Genomic DNA, 18,781 nt, shown 5'->3' on the forward strand with positions numbered 1-18,781 from the left:
GCCGGGCGGGTTGTTCATGGGGAACGATCAGCGCCCTTCTCGCCCAGGAGAATCCCATGCTGTGGTGGTTGGAAATACTCGCCCAATATGCGGCTTCGACCGGACTTGCCGTCTGCTGCATTTTTCTGTTCTGGGCTTACGGCCTGGCATTCGGCAGGGTCTACAGGCAGCTCTGCTCTGGCCTGCTGGCCATGATGCTGCTGTTGATCGCAGCGTTCCCCTATGGCATCGACTTTGCGCTGGGTAAACACTTTGGGCCTGGTGATACCAGCGGCTTGCTGCTGTTTCTTGCCGATGCACTGGGCGTGATCACGGCCGTGCTGGTCGCTTCGTTGTTTTTCGACCCCGAACAACTGCCGGGCTAGCCTTTGCCTCGCCTGTAGTGCAGCACCTGATATTTCTGCCAGTGGCGGCGCCGGGTGAAGGCTGAGAAAGTGGCGATACCCATGACTTCGGCAGGAGACACAGGCATGCAAAAGGATGCCCAGCGTACGCGGTTTTTTTATCAGAATGGAAAGCTCATCAGCATTATTACGGGGGAAAATGACCGTGCTATCTTCCGTACACCTGCTGTGGCGCTTGGCGAACGTCAAGGGGGGAACTCGCCATCCAGCGGGTTATTAGGGACGGATCAGCAGGGCTCCGTTCTTCATGTAACCGATAACAAATGAACCTGTCCAACCCAGACATCGTGCCCTGCGTCTTCCGAGCCGCAAGGCGCCACCTGCCGGCTGTTGCTTGACCCGGGTCACGGCTTTTACAAAGTAGTTGCACACGACCCTGACCTGCGGCGATCCTCACAGGCCCGGAAGCAACTATCAAGGAAAGCCGTTCACGCCATGGAAACGCTTCACAGCATCAAGTCTGACCTGGTCAGAACAGCCGACCACCTCGATCAACTCAGTCAAAGCATGAGCGGACACGTCAAGTTCATGCAGGCGAGAGGCACCTCGCAAGCAGACCCCGAGGTCACAGCGCACATCACTTCCATCGATGCCGTTGCGGGAGAGTTGCGTGCTGTCGCCGCAAGGATCGACGACATCGAAGGCGCCCCAACTGATTACAGTAGTTGAGTCCATTTCGAGCCAGGGCAATTCTGGCGGCGACCCGCCTCCGACTTTTTAGCTGTACTTGAGCTTTACCACCTTGCTCAGCGCCCAACCGCTAAATACGTAGAACGCATCCAGATAGAAACGGCCGGCATAATTGGGTAGCGGCGCATGATTCAACAGCACGTCAGGATCAGGCGCTGGGGGGAACATTGCATAGAACCCATTTGGCAACACCGCCAGTGCTACCAGCAACATGTAAGTCCCAGCGCGCAGCAAGGTAGCGCGATCACTGGACGTGCCAGCCCACTTCAGCCCGTAAAAGGCGACCAGGCCAGCAACCGGCAATACCCAGAAATGCGTCGGGATCCCAATGAACATTTCGGCAACAACGCTTCTTGCTTCCACCCGGAGTGCTCCGTCCAAATGCGTGGATTATTGCGGGCATGGCCGGTAAATGCAAAAGAAGCCCTGCACCCACACCATCGCCCCCAACGGCACCCCGGCAGGCACGCAAAAAAGCCCGCTCTCAAAAGGCGGGCTTTTTCCTCGGAGGGTCAGTTGATCATGCTTTCGAACACATCAGCGCCGCATCCAGCAATCTGCCATGGTCGTACCAGGCATCGCGCTGATAGGCCGTGAACTGGTGCTGGCTTCCCGCACCTCGCAGCTCGACAAGCCCCTCTGCCTGGCTGGGGTCTGTACTTTCGATGAACAGCTTGACCGAGTTTTCACCCTGAACTTCATAGGTTTTCACATTGCCTTGAAGTTCGCCTTTGACGCACCCCAGATAGGCAGGTGGGCTTTGCGCGGTAGTGCCCGAAGTATAGTCATGGCCGTCACGCACATCACGATTTTGTGCACAACCTGCCAACAGCAATGACGCAAACCCGGACACCAGAACGGCGCCTGCCAGCGATCTTGAACTCTTCACCCGACACACTCCTGCTGCCCCATCGCGAACGTAGGAAAGTGTTGCCAAGCAGCTTGCCCTTTTTTTGTTTTCGTCCGCCCATGTTACTGCCCAAGTCAGCCGGGCAATAGGTTTGTTTGCTATATCTCCGCCGGGATGCCCAGGGCCATTAACGGTGAATGGCCCCAGTTTCGCGTACCCCCAAGCCCACTATCGGGTTCAGGCGATAGCCTTGAGGAACACCAACGTGGCCCCCAAATCCAGGATCAGCACAGCTGCCACCACGAAAATCATGTAATAGCGGTCATCCTGAGTCATTTTTGCGTTCTCCGCGGGTTCAGTGTCCCAGGAGAAAAGCAATTCCCATTCCAACATCCGCGCCGGCTGCGCTCATATGACAGGCCGCTCATGCAACACAGCCGTGACACAACACGCCACTGAATCGTCTCGATGAGTCATATTGTGGTCTTCCTGTTGCGGGCCAATACTTAGACGTCTGCCTGGGGAGGCCAATGAACATGCAACCGAGATTTGTGATCGTCCCAGCTGTACCGATAGAGGGTGAAACCTTTCAAATCGGCAACCGCTTCTTCGCCGCCACCACCTCGGGCGGTTTTGACATCTATGACAACCAGCAGAAGCAAAGGCTCAAGCGTGGCTTCGTCAACCGGTCGCAGGCCGCTGGAGCGTGCGAGACGATGAACGCCGGTTCACGCGATCCAGAAGAACTGTTCCCCATGCTGCGAACAGACTGACCGAGCGATCAGCCCCTGGGCGCACGGCGAAACAACGCATCAAGGCGCCATGAGGTAGGCGGCCACGCCCTTGGCCAAGCGCCATGGCTTCCACAGCGAAAGGTGATCGAACAACCGACTGGAATTGCCCGCCAGGCCTGCAACCGTGAGGTAGACGAGCCACTTTCGCAGCGCTCGGGAGAACTTCTTCTTGATGAATCGCAACAGTTGGCACGCCTTGGAGAAATGTTCCTGTCGCTAAAAACGAAAAAACCCAACACATTGTTGGGCTTCAGCGTCAGCCCTGGACATAGGCAGGGCTGACAGGACCTGGAAATTTACGACATCACGCAATGTTGATGCAAGGCGTTGTAGGGTGATTTCACTGGGTTCAACACTCCTCCGCTCCCACTCTATTCCCCATCAGTCGTATCAAAAAACTGGTAGCGCTTCTTGTATCGCCAAATGTCCGCTATCGACCCCATAGCGGACATCTGTAACCGGGGCCGCGTTGCTGCCCATCGCCGGCAAGCGCGGCTCCCACAGGTACAGCGCATGCCTGACGGCTGGCGATATTCCAAGACCAATCTGCTGCGCCGCGTCTTCGCCAAAACCGAATGGACATCATCCAGCGTAAAGCGCAACGCGATCACCAGGCTGTCCACCATCCTGACTGCAGCCACCCGGGAAGGCCTGCTAGCAAAGAACCCCGTCGAGCTGATTGCCTGCCGATCTGCATAAACAGTGGGTGCCAGTGCTGAATGAATTGGGGATCACGCGTCGCTCCCCATACAACTGCCGTCACACCTATGCGACAATATGCTCAATGTCTGGTCTCAACCCCGCATTTATCGCCCAACAGCTCGGGCATAGCGTGCAGATGCTCTTATCGACTCATGCGCGCTGGATTAACTCGTCCAACGACTGGCAGGAGCTGGAAAAGCTCCAAATTGGTCCGAAAATGGTCCCAAGCTGCGAAGAAGCCACGTAAGTTATTGATAGGTAAGCTCCTTGATCTCCACCGCTAACATCACCATGCAGTTCGGCTCCAAGCCGCTGTTTGAAAACGTTTCCGTCAAATTCAACAACGGCAACCGCTACGGCCTGATCGGCGCCAACGGTTGCGGCAAGTCGACCTTCATGAAGATCCTCGGCGGTGACCTGGAGCCGTCTGGTGGCCAGGTCATGCTCGAGCCGAACACCCGCCTGGGCAAGCTGCGCCAGGACCAGTTCGCCTACGAGCAATTCACCGTCATCGACACGGTGATCATGGGCCATGGCCAGCTGTGGAAGGTCAAGGCCGAGCGTGACCGTATCTACTCGCTGCCGGAAATGACCGAAGAAGACGGCATGGCCGTCGCCGAGCTGGAAACCGAATTCGCCGAAATGGACGGCTACACCGCCGAATCCCGCGCTGGCGAACTGCTGCTGGGCCTGGGTATTCCGCTGGAGCAGCACTTCGGCCCGATGAGCGAAGTGGCGCCCGGCTGGAAGCTGCGTGTGCTGTTGGCCCAGGCGCTGTTCTCGGACCCGGACGTGCTGTTGCTCGACGAACCGACCAACCACCTGGACATCAACACCATCCGCTGGCTGGAAACGATCCTCACGGCGCGTAACAGCACCATGATCATCATTTCCCACGACCGCCACTTCCTCAACAGCGTCTGCACCCACATGGCCGACCTGGACTACGGCGAGCTGCGCCTGTTCCCGGGCAACTACGACGAGTACATGACCGCAGCGACCCAGTCGCGCGAGCAGCTGCTGTCGGACAACGCCAAGAAGAAAGCCCAGATCGCCGAGCTGCAGACCTTCGTCAGCCGCTTCTCGGCCAACGCCTCGAAGGCCAAGCAGGCGACTTCGCGTGCCAAGCAGATCGACAAGATCCAGCTGGCCGAAGTGAAGCCATCCAGCCGCGTCAGCCCGTTCATTCGCTTCGAGCAGAACAAGAAGCTGCACCGCCAGGCAGTAGTCGTCGAGAAGATGGCCAAGGCCTTCGATGAAAAAGTGCTGTTCAAGAACTTCGACATTACCGTCGAAGCGGGCGAGCGCGTCGCGATCATCGGCCCCAACGGCATCGGCAAGACCACCCTGCTGCGCACCCTGGTCGGCGAAATGACCCCGGATGCAGGCTCGGTGAAGTGGACCGACAGCGCCGAATTGGGCTACTACGCCCAAGATCACGCTCACGACTTCGAAGACGACATGACCCTGTTCGACTGGATGGGCCAGTGGACCTCCGGCGAGCAGGTGATCCGCGGCACCTTGGGGCGCATGCTGTTCTCCAACGACGAGATCCTCAAGTCGGTGAAGGTGATTTCCGGTGGTGAGCAAGGCCGTATGCTGTTCGGCAAGCTGATCCTGCAGAAGCCGAACGTGCTGGTGATGGATGAGCCGACCAACCACCTGGACATGGAATCGATCGAGGCGCTGAACCTGGCCCTGGAAAACTACCCGGGCACCCTGCTGTTCGTCAGCCACGACCGTGAGTTCGTGTCGTCGCTGGCCACGCGCATCATCGAGCTGTCGGCCGATGGCGTGGTGGACTTCAGCGGTACCTACGACGACTACCTGCGTAGCCAGGGTGTGCTGGTCTGATTGACGGGCAAAGCCGAATGCCAGTCAGTTAAGCATTGGGGCCGCTTTGCGGCCCATCGCCGCGGTTCGTCGCCACGACAAGCCAGGCTCTCACAAGTACGGCGCATGGTTCGAATTCGATGCGGTCGGGGTGGGAGCTGGCTTGCCGGCGATGGGCTGCGCAGCAGCCGCATCAGCTTTAACTGACTAGCATCAGGGTATCGCACTATCCGACGAATAATTCGTTAGCCTGCTTTCATTTCCTTTGCGCAGCGGCCATGATGGGAACGCCCAACCGCCCGCCCGCGAAAGAGCCCATGACCGCGCAACAACCCGCCTCCGCCAGCAACACGCAGCCCATCACCCTGCAGATCCTGTCGATCGTTTTCTATACCTTCATTGCCTTCCTCTGCATCGGCCTGCCGATTGCAGTGCTGCCCAGCTATGTGCACGACCAGTTGGGCTTTGGCGCGGTAATCGCCGGGGTGACCATCGGCCTGCAATACCTGGCAACTCTGCTTAGCCGCCCGTTTGCCGGCAAGGTGGCCGATACCCTGGGCGGAAAACGGGCGATCCGTTTCGGCCTGCTGGGGATCGCCGGCTGCGGAGTGCTGACGCTGCTGTCAGCCTGGACCCTGAGCGTGCCGTTGCTGAGCCTGGGACTGCTGCTGGGTGGGCGTTTGCTGCTAGGCATCGCCCAGGGGCTGATCGGTGTCGCCACCCTGAGCTGGGGTATCAGCCAGGTAGGTCCCGAGCACACCGCGCGGGTAATTTCATGGAACGGGATCGCTTCCTATGGCGCCATCGCCATCGGTGCGCCACTGGGTGTGGTGGCCGTGGAGGGGCTGGATTTCAGCGTCCTGGGGCCGGCTTTGCTGGTACTGGCGACCGTTGCCTTGCTGGTGTTGCGCAAACGGCCCGACGTGGTGGTGGTGCGCGGCGAACGCCTGCCCTTCTGGTCGGCGTTCAGCCGGGTTGCACCGTGCGGCCTTGGCCTGACCCTGGCCTCGATCGGCTACGGCACCCTTACCACCTTCGTCACCCTGTATTACCTGGAGCGCGGCTGGGCAGGCGCTGCCTGGTGCCTGAGTGCCTTTGGCGTGTGTTTCATCATTTCGCGGCTGTTGTTCGTCAACGCGGTCAACCGTTTCGGTGGCTATAACGTGGCAGTAGCCTGCATGGCCACCGAAGTGCTCGGCCTGGGCCTGCTGTGGCTGGCACCTTCACCGCCCTGGGCGTTGGTTGGCGCAGGGCTGACCGGCTTCGGGCTGTCGTTGGTGTACCCGGCGCTGGGCGTCGAAGCGATCAGGCAGGTGCCCAGCAGCAGCCGTGGCGCAGGGCTGGGGGCGTATGCGGTGTTCTTCGACATGGCGCTGGCAATTGCTGGCCCGCTGATGGGCGCTGTCGCCGTGCACCTTGGCTATGCCTCGATTTTCTGCGTGGCGGCCCTGCTCGCCCTGGCGGGGGTGGGCCTGACGTTGTTACTGGCGCGGCGCGCTGGACGCAGCTGAGCGCTCGTCGGCTTGTGGCGCACCTAGCACCTGGCTGAAGAACGCTGCCGTTTCCTGCTGCAATGAGTGATGAATATGCCGGCGGTCCACGCCTTCGGCATCCTTGCACAGCGCCGGCATCCGCGCATGCTGCTCGGCATCGCAACGGGCCATGAACACGAAATGCCCGGCGCCGGCCAACAGGCGGTAGTCTGGCGTGACCGGGAGCTTGCGGACCAAAGCCTCGGCGTTGCGGTCCACGGCCACCAGCTGATCGCTGTCGCCGCTGTAGATCAGCGCCGGCACCTGCACCCCGGCCAGGGCATGGCGGCCGAACAGCAGGCTCAGCGGCGCCATCAACACCACCGCCCCCACGCGCGGGTCTGCCTGGGGCGCCAGCTCGCTGCGGTCGGCAATCAGCACACCGTGGGTCTTGCAGGCATCGGCATCGTTCGGGCGCTCCAGGCAGTACTGGCGCAGACGGTCCAGGTCGGGGCGTGCTCCAGACAGGATCAATGCGGTTTCACCGCCGGCCGAGTAGCCAATCACACCGACCTTGCCCTCGTTCAGGAAAGGCCCGACCAATTCATCGTTGCGGGCCGCCGTGATTGCGGCACTGACCTGCAGCGGTCGGCCATAGAGGTTGCTCAGAGTGCCCAGGCGGCTGTGATCCCGGGCGTTGTCACCGGGGTGAACCACCGCCACCACGACAAACCCCTGGCGCGCCAGCGAGGTGGCCAGGTAATGCAGGGCCAACGGGCTGCCGGTGTTGCCGTGGGACAGTACCAGCAGCGAAAAGCGCCCCATGGCTACGGGCGCCTCTTCGGCCACCTCGACCGGGTAACCGTCGACACGGGTGCTGCGGATAGTGCCAACGGCTGGGTAGAACGCCAGCGCTTGCATGGGCCGGGCATCGACCGGGTCGGCGAGGATCATGTGGTGCAATCCGGCAACCCAGGGCGCGGCCTCAGCTTGTGCCAGCAGGCCGCCGAGCAGGGCCAGCGTCAACAGGCAACGTCGGATACTCATCGGCAGGGGGCTCCTCGCTGGGCTCAGCGATACCCCAGCATAGAGCCGGGTGGCGCTGCAGCAGATGAAAACTGGATGAAACCATCGCCATGCATCGCGCGCTTGCGCCCTGTGCATTTGCGCATTTCGCCGAACCCGTGGCATAGATACAGGTCCACGTACTTACGTGACCGTTTCGCGCCATTGAAGGAGATTCATGCATGAGCAAGCCCCCTTACGTGCCGCCCAAGGTCTGGCGCAACAGTGCAGCGTCCGGCGGCCAGTTCGCCAGCATCAACCGCCCGGTTGCCGGCCCGACCCATGACAAGGACCTGCCGCAGGGTGAACACCCGCTGCAGCTCTATTCCCTGGCCACGCCCAATGGCGTAAAGGTCACCATTGCCCTGGAAGAGCTGCTTGCATTGGGCCATGCCGGAGCCGAATACGATGCCTGGCTGATCCGCATCGGCGAGGGCGACCAGTTTTCCAGCGGCTTTGTGCAGGTCAACCCCAACTCGAAGATACCCGCCCTGCTCGACCGCAGCGTCGAGCCGCCGGTACGGGTGTTCGAGTCGGGCTCGATTCTGCTGTACCTGGCGGAAAAGTTCGGCGAATTGCTGCCAAAGACTCCCGCCGCGCGCACTGAAACGCTGAACTGGCTGTTCTGGCAAATGGGCGCGGCGCCTTACCTGGGCGGTGGTTTTGGCCACTTCTATGTGTACGCGCCGGAAAAAATCGAGTACGCGATCAACCGCTTCACCATGGAAGCCAAGCGCCAGCTGGATGTGCTCGACCGCCGCCTGGCGGAAAGCCGCTACCTGGGTGGCGAGGAATACAGCATTGCCGATATCGCCGTGTGGTCCTGGTACGGCCAGCTGGTGCGCGGCACCGTGTATGACGCGGCCGAATTCCTGGCGGTGCAGGAGTATCCGCATGTGCTGCGCTGGGCCGAGGAAATCGCCCAGCGCCCGGCGGTGCAGCGAGGCACCCGGGTGAATCGGACCTGGGGCGATGAAGACACGCAGGTGCCGGAGCGGCATGCGGCTGCTGACCTGGCACGCTGACGCCCGCCCCGTGGAGGAGCGACCTTGCCGAGGCGCTCCTGCAAAAGGCCCACGCAACGCTGGACAATGCCTGCCTGCACAAAACCATTTGCCCCTGCGCAAACCTGCTTCCGCCAAGCCCTTCTTGTACACTCCTCGCATTAGCCCCCACCTGCACATTTTTTGGTGAACGCATGATCGAGGTAACCGAGGTTTCCATTGCCGAGCTGCGCGACGCGCTCGAGTCGGGCCGCACGACAGCGGTCGAGCTGGTCAAGGCCTACCTGGCACGTATCGATGCCTACAACGGCGCCGATACCGCCACCGCCCTGAACGCCGTAGTGGTGCGCAACCCGGAGGCGCTGAAAGAAGCCGAGGCATCCGACGCTCGCCGTGCCAGCGGCCAGGTGCTGAGCCCGCTGGACGGCATCCCCTACACCGCCAAGGACAGCTACCTGGTCAAGGGCCTGACCGCTGCATCCGGCAGCCCGGCCTTCAAGGACCTGGTCGCCCAGCGCGACGCCTTCACCATCGAGCGCCTGCGCGCCGCCGGCGCTGTGTGCCTCGGCAAGACCAACATGCCGCCCATGGCCAACGGTGGCATGCAGCGCGGTGTTTATGGCCGTGCCGAAAGCCCGTACAACGCCAACTACCTGACCGCGCCATTCGCCTCGGGCTCGTCCAACGGGGCCGGCACCGCCACCGCCGCCAGCTTCAGTGCGTTCGGCCTGGCCGAAGAAACCTGGTCCAGCGGCCGCGGCCCGGCGTCCAACAACGGCCTGTGTGCCTACACACCGTCACGCGGGGTGATTTCGGTACGTGGCAACTGGCCGCTGACCCCGACCATGGACGTGGTGGTGCCTTATGCCCGCACCATGGCCGATCTGCTGGAAATTCTCGACGTGGTGGTCGCCGATGACGCCGACAAGCGCGGCGACCTGTGGCGCCTGCAACCTTGGGTGCCGATTCCGGCGGCCTCCACCGTGCGCCCGGCTTCGTATCTTGAACTGGCAGTGGATGCCAGCGCGCTCAAGGGCAAGCGCTTTGGCGTACCGCGCATGTACATCAATGCCGATGCCGAAGCCGGCACCTCGGAAAAACCAGGCATCGGCGGCCCGACCGGCCAGCGCATCCATACCCGTGCCACGGTGATCGACCTGTGGCAGCAGGCCCGCAAGGCCCTGGAAGCGGCCGGCGCCGAAGTACTGGAAGTGGACTTCCCGCTGGTATCCAACTGCGAAGGCGACCGCCCGGGCGCGCCAACCGTGTACAACCGCGGCATCGTCAGCAAGGCATTCCTGCATGACGAATTGTGGGAGCTGTCGGGCTGGGGCTTTGACGATTTCCTTCGTGCCAACGACGACCCCAAGCTCAACCGCCTGGCCGATGTCGACGGGCTGCTGATCTTCCCCCACGACCCCGGCACCTTGCCTAACCGTGAAGACGACCTGGCCGCCGGCATGGACGAATACGTCAACATGGCCAAGCGCGGCCTGAAGACCTGGGACCAGATCGAGACTCTGCCCGATGGCCTGCGCGGCCTGGAGCGCACCCGCAAACTGGACCTGGAAGACTGGATGGACAGGCTTGGCCTGGACGCGGTGCTGTTCCCCACCGTGGCCGACGTGGGCCCGGCGGATGCCGACGTCAACCCGGCATCGGCGGATATCGCCTGGAGCAACGGTATCTGGGTGGCCAACGGCAACCTGGCGATCCGCCACCTGGGCGTACCGACGGTTACGGTACCGATGGGTGTGATGGCCGATATCGGCATGCCGGTCGGGCTGACCTTTGCCGGGCGGGCCTACAGTGACAATGCGCTACTGACCTTCGGTGCCGCCTTTGAGGCGACCGGCTCGCGCCGCATGGTCCCGCCGCGCACGCCGGCACTGGGCTGAGTATCGGGGCTGCTGCGCAGCCCATCGCCGGCAAGCCAGCTCCCACACCGATCGCATTGCCCTAAGGCCATGCGGTCCCTGTGGGAGCTGGCTTGCCGGCGATGAGGTCGGCAAAAACAACACAGATCGCAAAATTCAACTTAATGTGTAAAAATACACAAAACGTTGACTTTGTGATTTGTCATGCCCATTTCCCCCAACGAAGAACGCCAGCTCACCCTCACCGTGCTCAAGGCCGCCATCCAGGCCTTGGGCAGCGTTGCCGCACGCAACATGGAAATCCTCCTGCATGACCTGGACCACCCGGAGCATTCCGTGGTGGCGATCGTCAATGGCCAGCTTTCCGGCCGCAGCGTCGGCAGCCCGATCCTTGCCGCCCCGGAGCAGGACCAGGGCTTCAAGGCGCTGATGCAGGCCTCGGCGGACCAGCGCGGCTGCGAGCCCGTGGTACTGCCAGATTACCCCACCACCCTCAAAGGCCGCACCCTGCGCAGTGCCACGGCGATATTCCGCGACAGCACCGGCCACCCCTTCGCCAGCCTGTGCGTCAACACCGACGTCACCGACCTGGCCGCCGCCATGAATTTTCTACAACAGTTCCAGCCACTGGGCGCCGAGCCCGCTGCCAGCGAACCCGCCGACATGGAACTGCTGATGAGCGAGATCATCCAGGCCTCCCTGCAAAGTGGCCAGGGGCGCATGAACAAGCAGGCCAAGGTCGAGGCCGTACGGGTGATGCAAGAGCGTGGCCTGTTCATCGTCAAGGGCGGCGTGGAAAAAGCCGCCAGCGCCCTCGGCGTGACCCGATACACCATTTACAACTACCTAGAGCAACTGCGCGGAGCCAGCCAATGACCTTGCATATCCACACACCCCTGATCGAATCCCGACCGCTGTCGCTGGCCGCTGGTCGCAACATCTGGCTCAAGCTCGATGCCCTGCAGCCCTGCGGCTCGTTCAAGCTGCGCGGCGTGGGCCACGCCTGCGAGGTGCACAAGGCGCGTGGCGCACAGCATTTCGTGTCATCTTCCGGGGGCAATGCCGGCCTGGCGGTAGCCTATGCCGGGCGCAAGCTGGGCGTGCCGGTGACCGTGGTGGTGCCAGAGACCACTACCGAGCGGGCACGGCAGCTGTTGTGCCTGGAGGACGCCAAGGTGGTGGTACATGGCAGCTCCTGGCAGGAGGCCAACACATTGGCCCAGACCCTGGTCGGCCCGAATGACGCCTTCATCCACCCGTTCGACGACCCGCTGCTGTGGGCCGGGCATGCCAGCCTGGTGGATGAAGTGGCCCAGGCCGGCCTGAAGCCGGACGCCGTGGTGCTGTCAGTAGGCGGCGGCGGCTTGCTCAGCGGCGTGGTCGAAGGGCTGCGGCGCAATGGCTGGGACGATGTTCCGGTACTGGCGGTCGAAACCACGGGGGCGGCGTCGCTGCATGCGGCCATGCAGGCAGGGCATTCCGTGGAGCTGGAGCGCCTCGCCTCGGTGGCAACGTCGTTGGGCGCCAAACGTGTTGCTGACCAGGCGCTGGCATGCACGCAGCAGCATCCGGTGCGCAGCCTCCTGGTCAACGACCGCGCCGCGCTGGAGGCCTGCGAGCGGTTCCTGCTGGACCACCGCGTACTGGTCGAGCCGGCCTGTGGGGCAGCGTTGGCCTTGGCCTATGACCCGAGCAGGCTGGGGAGTTTCCAGAATGTACTGGTGGTGGTCTGCGGCGGGGCTACGGCGACTCTGGAACAGATTCAGGCGTGGTTGCAGCAGGCGGATTGAGGTTGCCTGCGCCGGTGCCATCCGTCACATCAATTCAGTCCTTCTCCGGTGATTACGATAGTCACATGCCACTGATCTACTGAGCCCGCCGCAACCGAAAAATCCCTTCGCAATGTCGTCAACCCTGACGAAATGCGTATCGCACCCTTTCGGTCTGCGGCAAGTGAAGGCACAATGCGTGTCCTTTTTTTGGCCGGCCTGGCCGGGGGCCTTTAAATGATCAAGACGCCGTATTACCTCATCGATAAAACCAAGCTTCTCAGCAACATGGAGAAGATCGCCTACGTGCGTGAACACTCCGGCGCCAAGGCGCTGCTGGCACTCAAGTGCTTCGCGACCTGGTCGGTATTCGACCTGATGCAGCAGTACATGGACGGCACCACCTCGTCCTCCCTCTTCGAGCTCAAGCTCGGCCGCCAGAAGTTCGCCGGTGAAACCCACGCCTACAGCGTGGCGTGGGCTGACGACGAGGTCGAGGAAATGCTCGAGAACTGCGACAAGATCATCTTCAACTCGATCGGCCAGCTGCAACGCTTTGCCGAACAGTCCGAAGGCAAGGTCCGTGGCTTGCGTGTCAACCCGCAGGTGAGCAGCTCCGACTACCTGCTGGCCGACCCGGCCCGCCCGTTCAGCCGCCTCGGTGAGTGGGACCCGGAGAAGATCGAACAGGTGATCGAACAGATCTCCGGCTTCATGTTCCACAACAACTGCGAGAACGGTGACTTCAGCCTGTTCGACAAAATGCTCACGCACATCGAAGAGCGCTTCGGCCACCTGCTGCACAAGGTCGAGTGGGTCAGCCTGGGTGGTGGCATCCACTTCACCGGTGAAGACTATGCGGTCGACGCGTTCTGCGCGCGCCTCAAGGCTTTCTCGCAAACCTACGGCGTGCAGGTGTACCTGGAGCCCGGCGAAGCCGCCATCACCAACAGCGCCTCGCTGGAAGTGACCGTGCTCGACACCCTGTACAACGGCAAGCACCTGGCCGTGGTCGACAGCTCGATCGAAGCGCACCTGCTCGACCTGCTGATCTACCGCCTCAACGCCAAGATGGCCCCCAATGACGGCGAGCACACCTACATGGTCTGCGGCAAGTCGTGCCTGGCCGGTGACATCTTCGGCGAGTACAAATTCGATCGTCCGCTGGCCATCGGCGACCGCCTGTCGTTCATCGACACCGCGGGTTACACCATGGTCAAGAAAAACTGGTTCAACGGTCTGAAGATGCCTTCCATTGTGGTCAAGCAACTCGACGGCAGCGTCGAAGTGGTCCGCGAGTTCGGTTTTGAAGACTACGTTTCCAGCCTGTCGTAAGACCGGCTTTCAGTAAGGAGCAAGGGATAAATTGAAGAAGAACGTTCTTATCATTGGTGCAGGAGGTGTCGCCAAGGTGGTGGCCCACAAGTGCGCGCAGCATAACGACGAACTGGGTCGTATCGCTATTGCGTCACGGAACATCTCCAAATGCCAGGCCATCATCGACAGCGTCAAGGCCAAGGGTAGCCTCAAGGTACCCGCCGACATCCAGGCCTTCTCGCTCAACGCCCTCGATGTCGAGGCCACCAAGGCACTGATCCGCGAGACCGAATCGCAGATCGTGATCAACGTGGGTTCCGCGTTCCTCAACATGTCGGTGCTGCGTGCCTGCATCGATACCGGTGTCGCCTACCTGGACACCGCCATCCACGAAGAGCCGGGCAAGATCTGCGAAACCCCGCCGTGGTACGGCAACTACGAGTGGAAACACCTCGAAGAGTGCGAGGCCAAGAACATTACCGCCATTCTCGGCGTCGGATTCGACCCGGGTGTGGTGAACAGCTACGCCAAACTGGCGCAGCAGCAGTATTTCGACAGCATTGATTCGATCGACATTCTCGACGTCAATGCCGGTTCGCATGGCAAGTACTTTGCTACCAACTTCGACCCGGAAATCAACTTCCGCGAGTTCACCGGGCAAGTGTACAGCTGGCAGAACAGCCAGTGGACCAGCAACAGCATGTTCGAGGTCAAGCGTACCGACGACCTGCCCGTGGTAGGGTCGCAGAACCTGTACCTGACCGGGCACGATGAAGTTCACTCGATTTCGAAGAACCTCAACGTGCCGAACGTGCGTTTCTGGATGAGCTTCGGCGAGCACTACATCAATGTGTTCACCGTGCTGAAAAACCTGGGCCTGCTCAGCGAGCAACCGGTGAAAACCGCCGAAGGCCTGGAAGTGGTACCGCTGAAAGTGGTCAAGGCCGTGCTGCCAGACCCGGCCTCCCTGGCCCCTGGCTACACCGGCAAGACCTGCATCGGTGACCTGGTCAAGGGCACCAAGGATGGCCAGCCGCGCGAAGTGTTCATCTACAACGTGGCCGACCACGAAGAAGCCTACGCCGAGACCGACAGCCAGGGCATTTCCTACACCGCAGGCGTACCGCCAGTGGCTGCAGCCCTGCTGGTCGCGCGTGGTGAGTGGGATGCCAAGCGCATGGTCAACGTCGAGGAGCTGCCAGCCGAGCCGTTCCTCAAGGCGCTGGACGTGATGGGCTTGCCGACCCGCGTCAAAGATGAAAAAGGTGATCGTCCCTGGGACGCTGAAGCCTAAGTAACAAGACAGACAGGGCGCCATCGCGGCGCCCTTTCTGTTGTTGCCGGCCTGACCGCTACTTTCGCGCTTCCAGGATGAGGTTGAAGGGCGTCTGCGTCGCCCGCCGAAACCGCCTGAAGCCCGCCTCCTCGAACACTGCCCGCAATCTTGCCTCCCCGGCCTGCGCACCCAGCCCAAGCCCCACCTCCTGCGACAGCGAGTTCGGCGTGCAGATAAACGTTGACGCCGCATAGAACAACCGCCCGACCGGCGTCAGGTTGCCGTCCAGTGAATCCTCGGCATAAGGTTCCACCAGCATCACCGTGCCGTCCGCCTTGAGCGCCCGGTAAGCATGCCTGGCCGCCCCCACCGGGTCGCCCATGTCGTGCAGGCAATCGAAGAAACACACCAGGTCGTGATCATGCCCCGGGTAGTCCTTTGCGCTGGCTTGCTGGAAGCTGACCCGGCCCGTCAATCCCGCCTCTCGCGCCCGCTGGTTGGCAGTGGTGATCGAAGGCCCATGGTAGTCATAACCGACAAAGGTCGAAGCCGGAAACGCCTGGGCCATCACCAGGGTCGAGGCACCGTGCCCGCACCCCACATCTGCCACCTTGGCGCCGGCCTGCAGCCTGGCCACTACGCCCTCCAGCGCGGGCAGCCATTCGCTGACCAGGAACGTGCGGTAGCCCGGCCGGAAGAACCGTTCGGTACCGCTGAACATGCAGGGGTGATGGTCGCCCCAGGCCAACCCGCCATCGCCGCGCATGGCCGCCACCAGCTTGTCCTTGTCGTGGAACAATGCCGCCACCACCGCTGCGCCGCCGGCCATGTAAGCCGGGGAATCCTCCAGCGCCAGCGCCATGGCCTGTTCTTCGGGCAGCACGAACCGGCCCTTGTCATGCACCATGTAGCCGGCCGCCGCTTGGGCGTTCAGCCATTCGCGCACCAGCCGCGGGTGGCAGCCGGTCTTTGCCGCCAGCGCCTCGGGGCTGGTCGGCTGGCTGTCGGCCATGGCCCGATAAAGCCCCAGTTCGTCGCCCAGAATGACATTGGCCAGGGTCGCCGCCGCGCCCATGTCGCCCACCAGCTTGCCCATGAAGTCGTGAAGCCGTGCCTCGTCCATGACCTGCCCTCCTCTGCAAGAAAGCCATCGCCAGCGAGGGACATCCGCTCCGGGGTGACGGTGGTCGATTGGATGGAATGGCGCGCTGCTTCAGCAAGGTAGCGAGCCATTCGTAAGTTTAGATGTCTCCAGGGCGCACATCCGCGATTTGGACTACACACGCACAATCCTCGATCTACATGCGCAAACTGATTCGGCACAGGGCGATGACCTGCGCAGGTAACAATATCTAAACAAGACTGTGACATTTTTTTTCAGCTTTCCTATCAAGGAGCTGTCAGATGAAAGTCACGGTTTTCGGTACCGGCTATGTTGGCCTGACCCAGGCAGTGTGCCTGGCGCAGGTGGGGCACTCGGTGTTGTGCATGGATGTCGACGCCGAGCGGGTCGCTGCACTCAATGAAGGCCAGTGCCCGATCTTCGAGCCCGGCCTGGCGCCGATGCTGGAGAACAGCCTGGCCTGCGGTCGCTTGCGCTTCACCACCGACGCCGCACAGGCAGCCAACTACGCCAGGCTGCAGTTCATCGCGGTGGGCACCCCGCCCCACGCCGATGGCAGCGCCGACCTGAAGCACGTGTTTGCCGTGGTCGACTGCATCCTCGAACATGCCACCGGCCCCAAGGTCATCGTCAACAAGTCCACCGCACCGGTCGGCACGGTGCACCGCATCAAGGCGCGCATTGCCCAGGCCGTGGCCGACACCAGCCGCTTTCAGGTCATCAGCAACCCCGAGTTCCTCAAGGAAGGCTCTGCGGTGGACGACTGCATGCGCCCGGAGCGCATCATCATCGGCGGCGCCGAGGCGGCCGAGGTGGAGTTGCTGCGTGAGTTGTACCTGCCCTTCAGCCGCAACCGCGAAAAACTCATGATCATGGATGCGCGCAGTGCCGAACTGACCAAGTACGCGGCCAACTGCATGTTGGCGACCAAGATCTCCTTCATCAATGAAATCGCCAACCTGGCCGAGCACCTGGGCGCCGACATCGAAATGGTACGCCGGGGCATCGGCTCGGACCCGCGCATCGGCTATGATTTCATCTACGCCGGCTGCGGCTTCGGCGGCTCGTGCTTCCCCAAGGACCTGCAAGCCCTGCGCCGCAGCGCCGAGGCCGAAGGCTTCGAGCCGCAACTGCTGCGCGCGGTCGAGTCGGTCAACCAACAGCAAAAGGGCCGACTGTTCAGCAAGATCCAGCGCCATTACCCAGGCGGCCTGCGGGGCAAGGTCTTTGCCCTGTGGGGGCTGTCGTTCAAGCCCAACACCAATGACATCCGCGAAGCCTCCAGCCGGGTCCTGCTCGAAGCGTTGTGGGCAGCAGGTGCGCGGGTGCAGGCCCATGACCCGCAAGCCATGGAGGAAATCCAGCGCCATTACGGCCCGCGTGCCGACCTGCAGCTGGTGCCGTGCAAGGACGATGCGCTGAAGGGCGCAGATGCCCTGGTGATCGTCACCGAATGGCAGGACTACCGCGTGCTCAACCTGGACAAGGTGCCGCAACAGCTGACCGACCGCGTGGTGTTCGACGGGCGCAACCTGTTCGAACCCGAACACATGGCCGCCGCCGGCCTGACGTACTACGGCATCGGCCGTGGCCAGGTGCAGCCAGCATGCCGGTACTGATTACCGGCGTCGCCGGCTTCATCGGCTTCCACCTCGCGCGACGCTTGTGCGAGGCAGGCATCGAGGTGGTGGGCATCGACGACCTCAATGCCTACTACAGCGTCGAACTGAAACGGGCACGCCTGCAGCAGCTGCATGGTTTCGCCAATTTCCGCTTCCAGCCCCTCGACATCGCCAACCCGGCCGAGCTGCAGCAGCTGTTTGCCGGCCAGCCGTTCAGTGAAGTCATCCACCTGGCGGCCCAGGCCGGGGTGCGCTATTCGCTGGACAATCCCGGTGCCTATGGCCAGGCCAACCTGGTGGGTTTCCTCAACGTGCTCGAAACCTGCCGCCAGTATCCGCCGCGCCACCTGATCTATGCCTCCAGCAGCTCGGTGTACGGCGCCAACGCCAAACTGCCCTTCAGCGTCGACGACCCGGCCGAACAGCCGGTGTCGCTGTACGCCGCCAGCAAACGCGCCAATGAGCTGATGGCGCACAGCTATGCGCACCTCTACCAGCTGCCAACCACCGGCCTGCGGTTTTTTACCGTGTATGGGCCGTGGGGGCGCCCCGACATGGCGTTGTTCAAGTTCACCCGCGCCATGCTCGAAGGCCGGCCGATCGAGGTTTACAACAACGGCCTGATGGGGCGCGACTTCACCTATATCGACGACATCGTCGAGAGCGTCGTTCGCTTGCGCCTGAAACCGCCACAACCTGCCGCCGGCCAACCGCCCTGCCAGCTGTTCAACATCGGCCGCGGCCAGCCCGTGCGGCTGTTGCACTTTGTCGAATGCCTCGAAGACGCATTGGGGATCAAGGCGCGGCGCGACTACCTGCCCCTGCAACCGGGTGACGTGCTGGAAACCTGGGCGGATGTGGGTTCGCTGGCGCGCTGGATCGACTTTACCCCAGCCACGTCCCTGGAATACGGCGTGAATGCCTTTGTCGGCTGGTACCGGGACTTCTACCGGGTCTGAGCCGAGCAATCCCGACAAGATCAC

Annotated in this window: 20 protein-coding genes and 1 pseudogene; 16 read left to right on the forward strand and 5 right to left on the reverse strand. The window is 62.2% G+C overall.

Annotated elements, in window-relative coordinates:
* The first annotated feature begins 56 nt into the window (after positions 1-56).
* The 3 genes from AC5O5I_RS15080 (at position 57) to AC5O5I_RS15090 (ending at position 1,073) form a co-directional block, all read left to right on the forward strand.
* Positions 57-365: a hypothetical protein gene (locus AC5O5I_RS15080; protein ID WP_172220388.1), complete on the forward strand. Its 309-nt coding sequence runs from the start codon at positions 57-59 to the stop codon at positions 363-365.
* A gap of 105 nt (positions 366-470) precedes the next feature.
* Entirely contained in the window at positions 471-671 is a 201-nt protein-coding gene (locus AC5O5I_RS15085; protein WP_172288252.1) for a hypothetical protein, read from the forward strand.
* Positions 672-839: 168 nt separating this feature from the next.
* Positions 840-1,073, forward strand: coding sequence for a hypothetical protein (locus tag AC5O5I_RS15090; protein ID WP_172220361.1), 234 nt, complete (start codon positions 840-842; stop codon positions 1,071-1,073).
* 48 nt (positions 1,074-1,121) lie between these two features.
* Here the strand turns inward: AC5O5I_RS15090 and AC5O5I_RS15095 are convergent, their stop codons facing one another.
* Positions 1,122-1,430 (reverse strand): hypothetical protein, encoded by a 309-nt coding sequence (locus AC5O5I_RS15095; RefSeq protein ID WP_172220385.1) that lies wholly within the window; start codon positions 1,428-1,430, stop codon positions 1,122-1,124.
* A 184-nt stretch (positions 1,431-1,614) separates the two neighbouring features.
* The gene (locus tag AC5O5I_RS15100; protein WP_494511058.1) at positions 1,615-1,983 is read right to left on the reverse strand and encodes a hypothetical protein; all 369 of its coding nucleotides are present in this window, start codon (positions 1,981-1,983) and stop codon (positions 1,615-1,617) included.
* Positions 1,984-2,480: 497 nt separating this feature from the next.
* Between AC5O5I_RS15100 and AC5O5I_RS15105 the strand changes: the two genes are divergently transcribed.
* On the forward strand, positions 2,481-2,717 hold the full coding sequence (locus AC5O5I_RS15105; RefSeq protein ID WP_172220379.1) for a hypothetical protein: 237 nt from the start codon (positions 2,481-2,483) through the stop codon (positions 2,715-2,717).
* A gap of 39 nt (positions 2,718-2,756) precedes the next feature.
* Here the strand turns inward: AC5O5I_RS15105 and AC5O5I_RS15110 are convergent, their stop codons facing one another.
* Complete coding sequence (locus tag AC5O5I_RS15110; protein ID WP_172220358.1) at positions 2,757-2,921, reverse strand: hypothetical protein; 165 nt, start codon at positions 2,919-2,921, stop codon at positions 2,757-2,759.
* Between the two features lie 330 nt (positions 2,922-3,251).
* Between AC5O5I_RS15110 and AC5O5I_RS15115 the strand changes: the two genes are divergently transcribed.
* The 4 genes and pseudogenes from AC5O5I_RS15115 to AC5O5I_RS15130 all read left to right on the forward strand — a co-directional run bounded on the left by AC5O5I_RS15115 (position 3,252) and on the right by AC5O5I_RS15130 (position 6,784).
* The gene (locus AC5O5I_RS15115) at positions 3,252-3,437 is read left to right on the forward strand and encodes a hypothetical protein (protein WP_178126837.1); all 186 of its coding nucleotides are present in this window, start codon (positions 3,252-3,254) and stop codon (positions 3,435-3,437) included.
* Positions 3,424-3,687: pseudogene (locus tag AC5O5I_RS15120) on the forward strand (site-specific integrase); the annotation flags it as partial. The gene AC5O5I_RS15115 and the pseudogene AC5O5I_RS15120, both read left to right, overlap by 14 nt.
* 20 nt (positions 3,688-3,707) lie before the next feature.
* The gene (locus AC5O5I_RS15125) at positions 3,708-5,294 is read left to right on the forward strand and encodes an ABC-F family ATPase (protein ID WP_172225912.1); all 1,587 of its coding nucleotides are present in this window, start codon (positions 3,708-3,710) and stop codon (positions 5,292-5,294) included.
* A 191-nt stretch (positions 5,295-5,485) separates the two neighbouring features.
* Complete coding sequence (locus AC5O5I_RS15130; RefSeq protein WP_372242432.1) at positions 5,486-6,784, forward strand: MFS transporter; 1,299 nt, start codon at positions 5,486-5,488, stop codon at positions 6,782-6,784.
* Here AC5O5I_RS15130 and AC5O5I_RS15135 read toward each other — a convergent pair.
* Entirely contained in the window at positions 6,755-7,792 is a 1,038-nt protein-coding gene (locus tag AC5O5I_RS15135) for an alpha/beta hydrolase family protein (protein ID WP_494511059.1), read from the reverse strand. The two genes, AC5O5I_RS15130 and AC5O5I_RS15135, sit on opposite strands and share 30 nt — an antisense overlap.
* A 200-nt stretch (positions 7,793-7,992) precedes the next feature.
* On the opposite strand from AC5O5I_RS15135, the gene yghU reads away from it, so the two are divergent.
* The 6 genes from yghU (at position 7,993) to AC5O5I_RS15165 (ending at position 15,071) form a co-directional block, all read left to right on the forward strand.
* On the forward strand, positions 7,993-8,835 hold the full coding sequence (yghU, locus tag AC5O5I_RS15140) for a glutathione-dependent disulfide-bond oxidoreductase (RefSeq protein ID WP_172233130.1): 843 nt from the start codon (positions 7,993-7,995) through the stop codon (positions 8,833-8,835).
* A gap of 173 nt (positions 8,836-9,008) precedes the next feature.
* Positions 9,009-10,712 carry an amidase gene (locus AC5O5I_RS15145; RefSeq protein WP_494511060.1) on the forward strand — a complete coding sequence of 568 codons (1,704 nt, stop codon included), beginning with the start codon at positions 9,009-9,011 and terminating at the stop codon, positions 10,710-10,712.
* Between the two features lie 183 nt (positions 10,713-10,895).
* Positions 10,896-11,567, forward strand: coding sequence for a helix-turn-helix transcriptional regulator (locus AC5O5I_RS15150; protein WP_172229891.1), 672 nt, complete (start codon positions 10,896-10,898; stop codon positions 11,565-11,567).
* Complete coding sequence (locus AC5O5I_RS15155; protein WP_494511061.1) at positions 11,564-12,481, forward strand: pyridoxal-phosphate dependent enzyme; 918 nt, start codon at positions 11,564-11,566, stop codon at positions 12,479-12,481. Before AC5O5I_RS15150 ends, AC5O5I_RS15155 begins: the two co-directional genes overlap by 4 nt.
* Before the next feature lie 216 nt (positions 12,482-12,697).
* Complete coding sequence (locus AC5O5I_RS15160; RefSeq protein WP_494511062.1) at positions 12,698-13,795, forward strand: carboxynorspermidine decarboxylase; 1,098 nt, start codon at positions 12,698-12,700, stop codon at positions 13,793-13,795.
* 31 nt (positions 13,796-13,826) lie between these two features.
* Positions 13,827-15,071, forward strand: a complete 1,245-nt coding sequence (locus AC5O5I_RS15165; protein ID WP_494511063.1) for a saccharopine dehydrogenase family protein — start codon at positions 13,827-13,829, stop codon at positions 15,069-15,071.
* 58 nt (positions 15,072-15,129) lie between these two features.
* Here AC5O5I_RS15165 and AC5O5I_RS15170 read toward each other — a convergent pair whose 3' ends face one another.
* Entirely contained in the window at positions 15,130-16,176 is a 1,047-nt protein-coding gene (locus AC5O5I_RS15170; RefSeq protein WP_172229879.1) for a class I SAM-dependent methyltransferase, read from the reverse strand.
* Between the two features lie 281 nt (positions 16,177-16,457).
* Here AC5O5I_RS15170 and AC5O5I_RS15175 point away from each other — a divergent pair, with 281 nt between their 5' ends.
* Both AC5O5I_RS15175 and AC5O5I_RS15180 read left to right on the forward strand, forming a co-directional pair.
* On the forward strand, positions 16,458-17,795 hold the full coding sequence (locus AC5O5I_RS15175; protein ID WP_172287041.1) for a UDP-glucose dehydrogenase family protein: 1,338 nt from the start codon (positions 16,458-16,460) through the stop codon (positions 17,793-17,795).
* The gene (locus AC5O5I_RS15180) at positions 17,783-18,757 is read left to right on the forward strand and encodes an NAD-dependent epimerase/dehydratase family protein (RefSeq protein ID WP_494511064.1); all 975 of its coding nucleotides are present in this window, start codon (positions 17,783-17,785) and stop codon (positions 18,755-18,757) included. Before AC5O5I_RS15175 ends, AC5O5I_RS15180 begins: the two co-directional genes overlap by 13 nt.
* The last annotated feature ends 24 nt before the right edge of the window (positions 18,758-18,781 follow it).

Source organism: Pseudomonas sp. 9_2_1 (assembly GCF_059295275.1).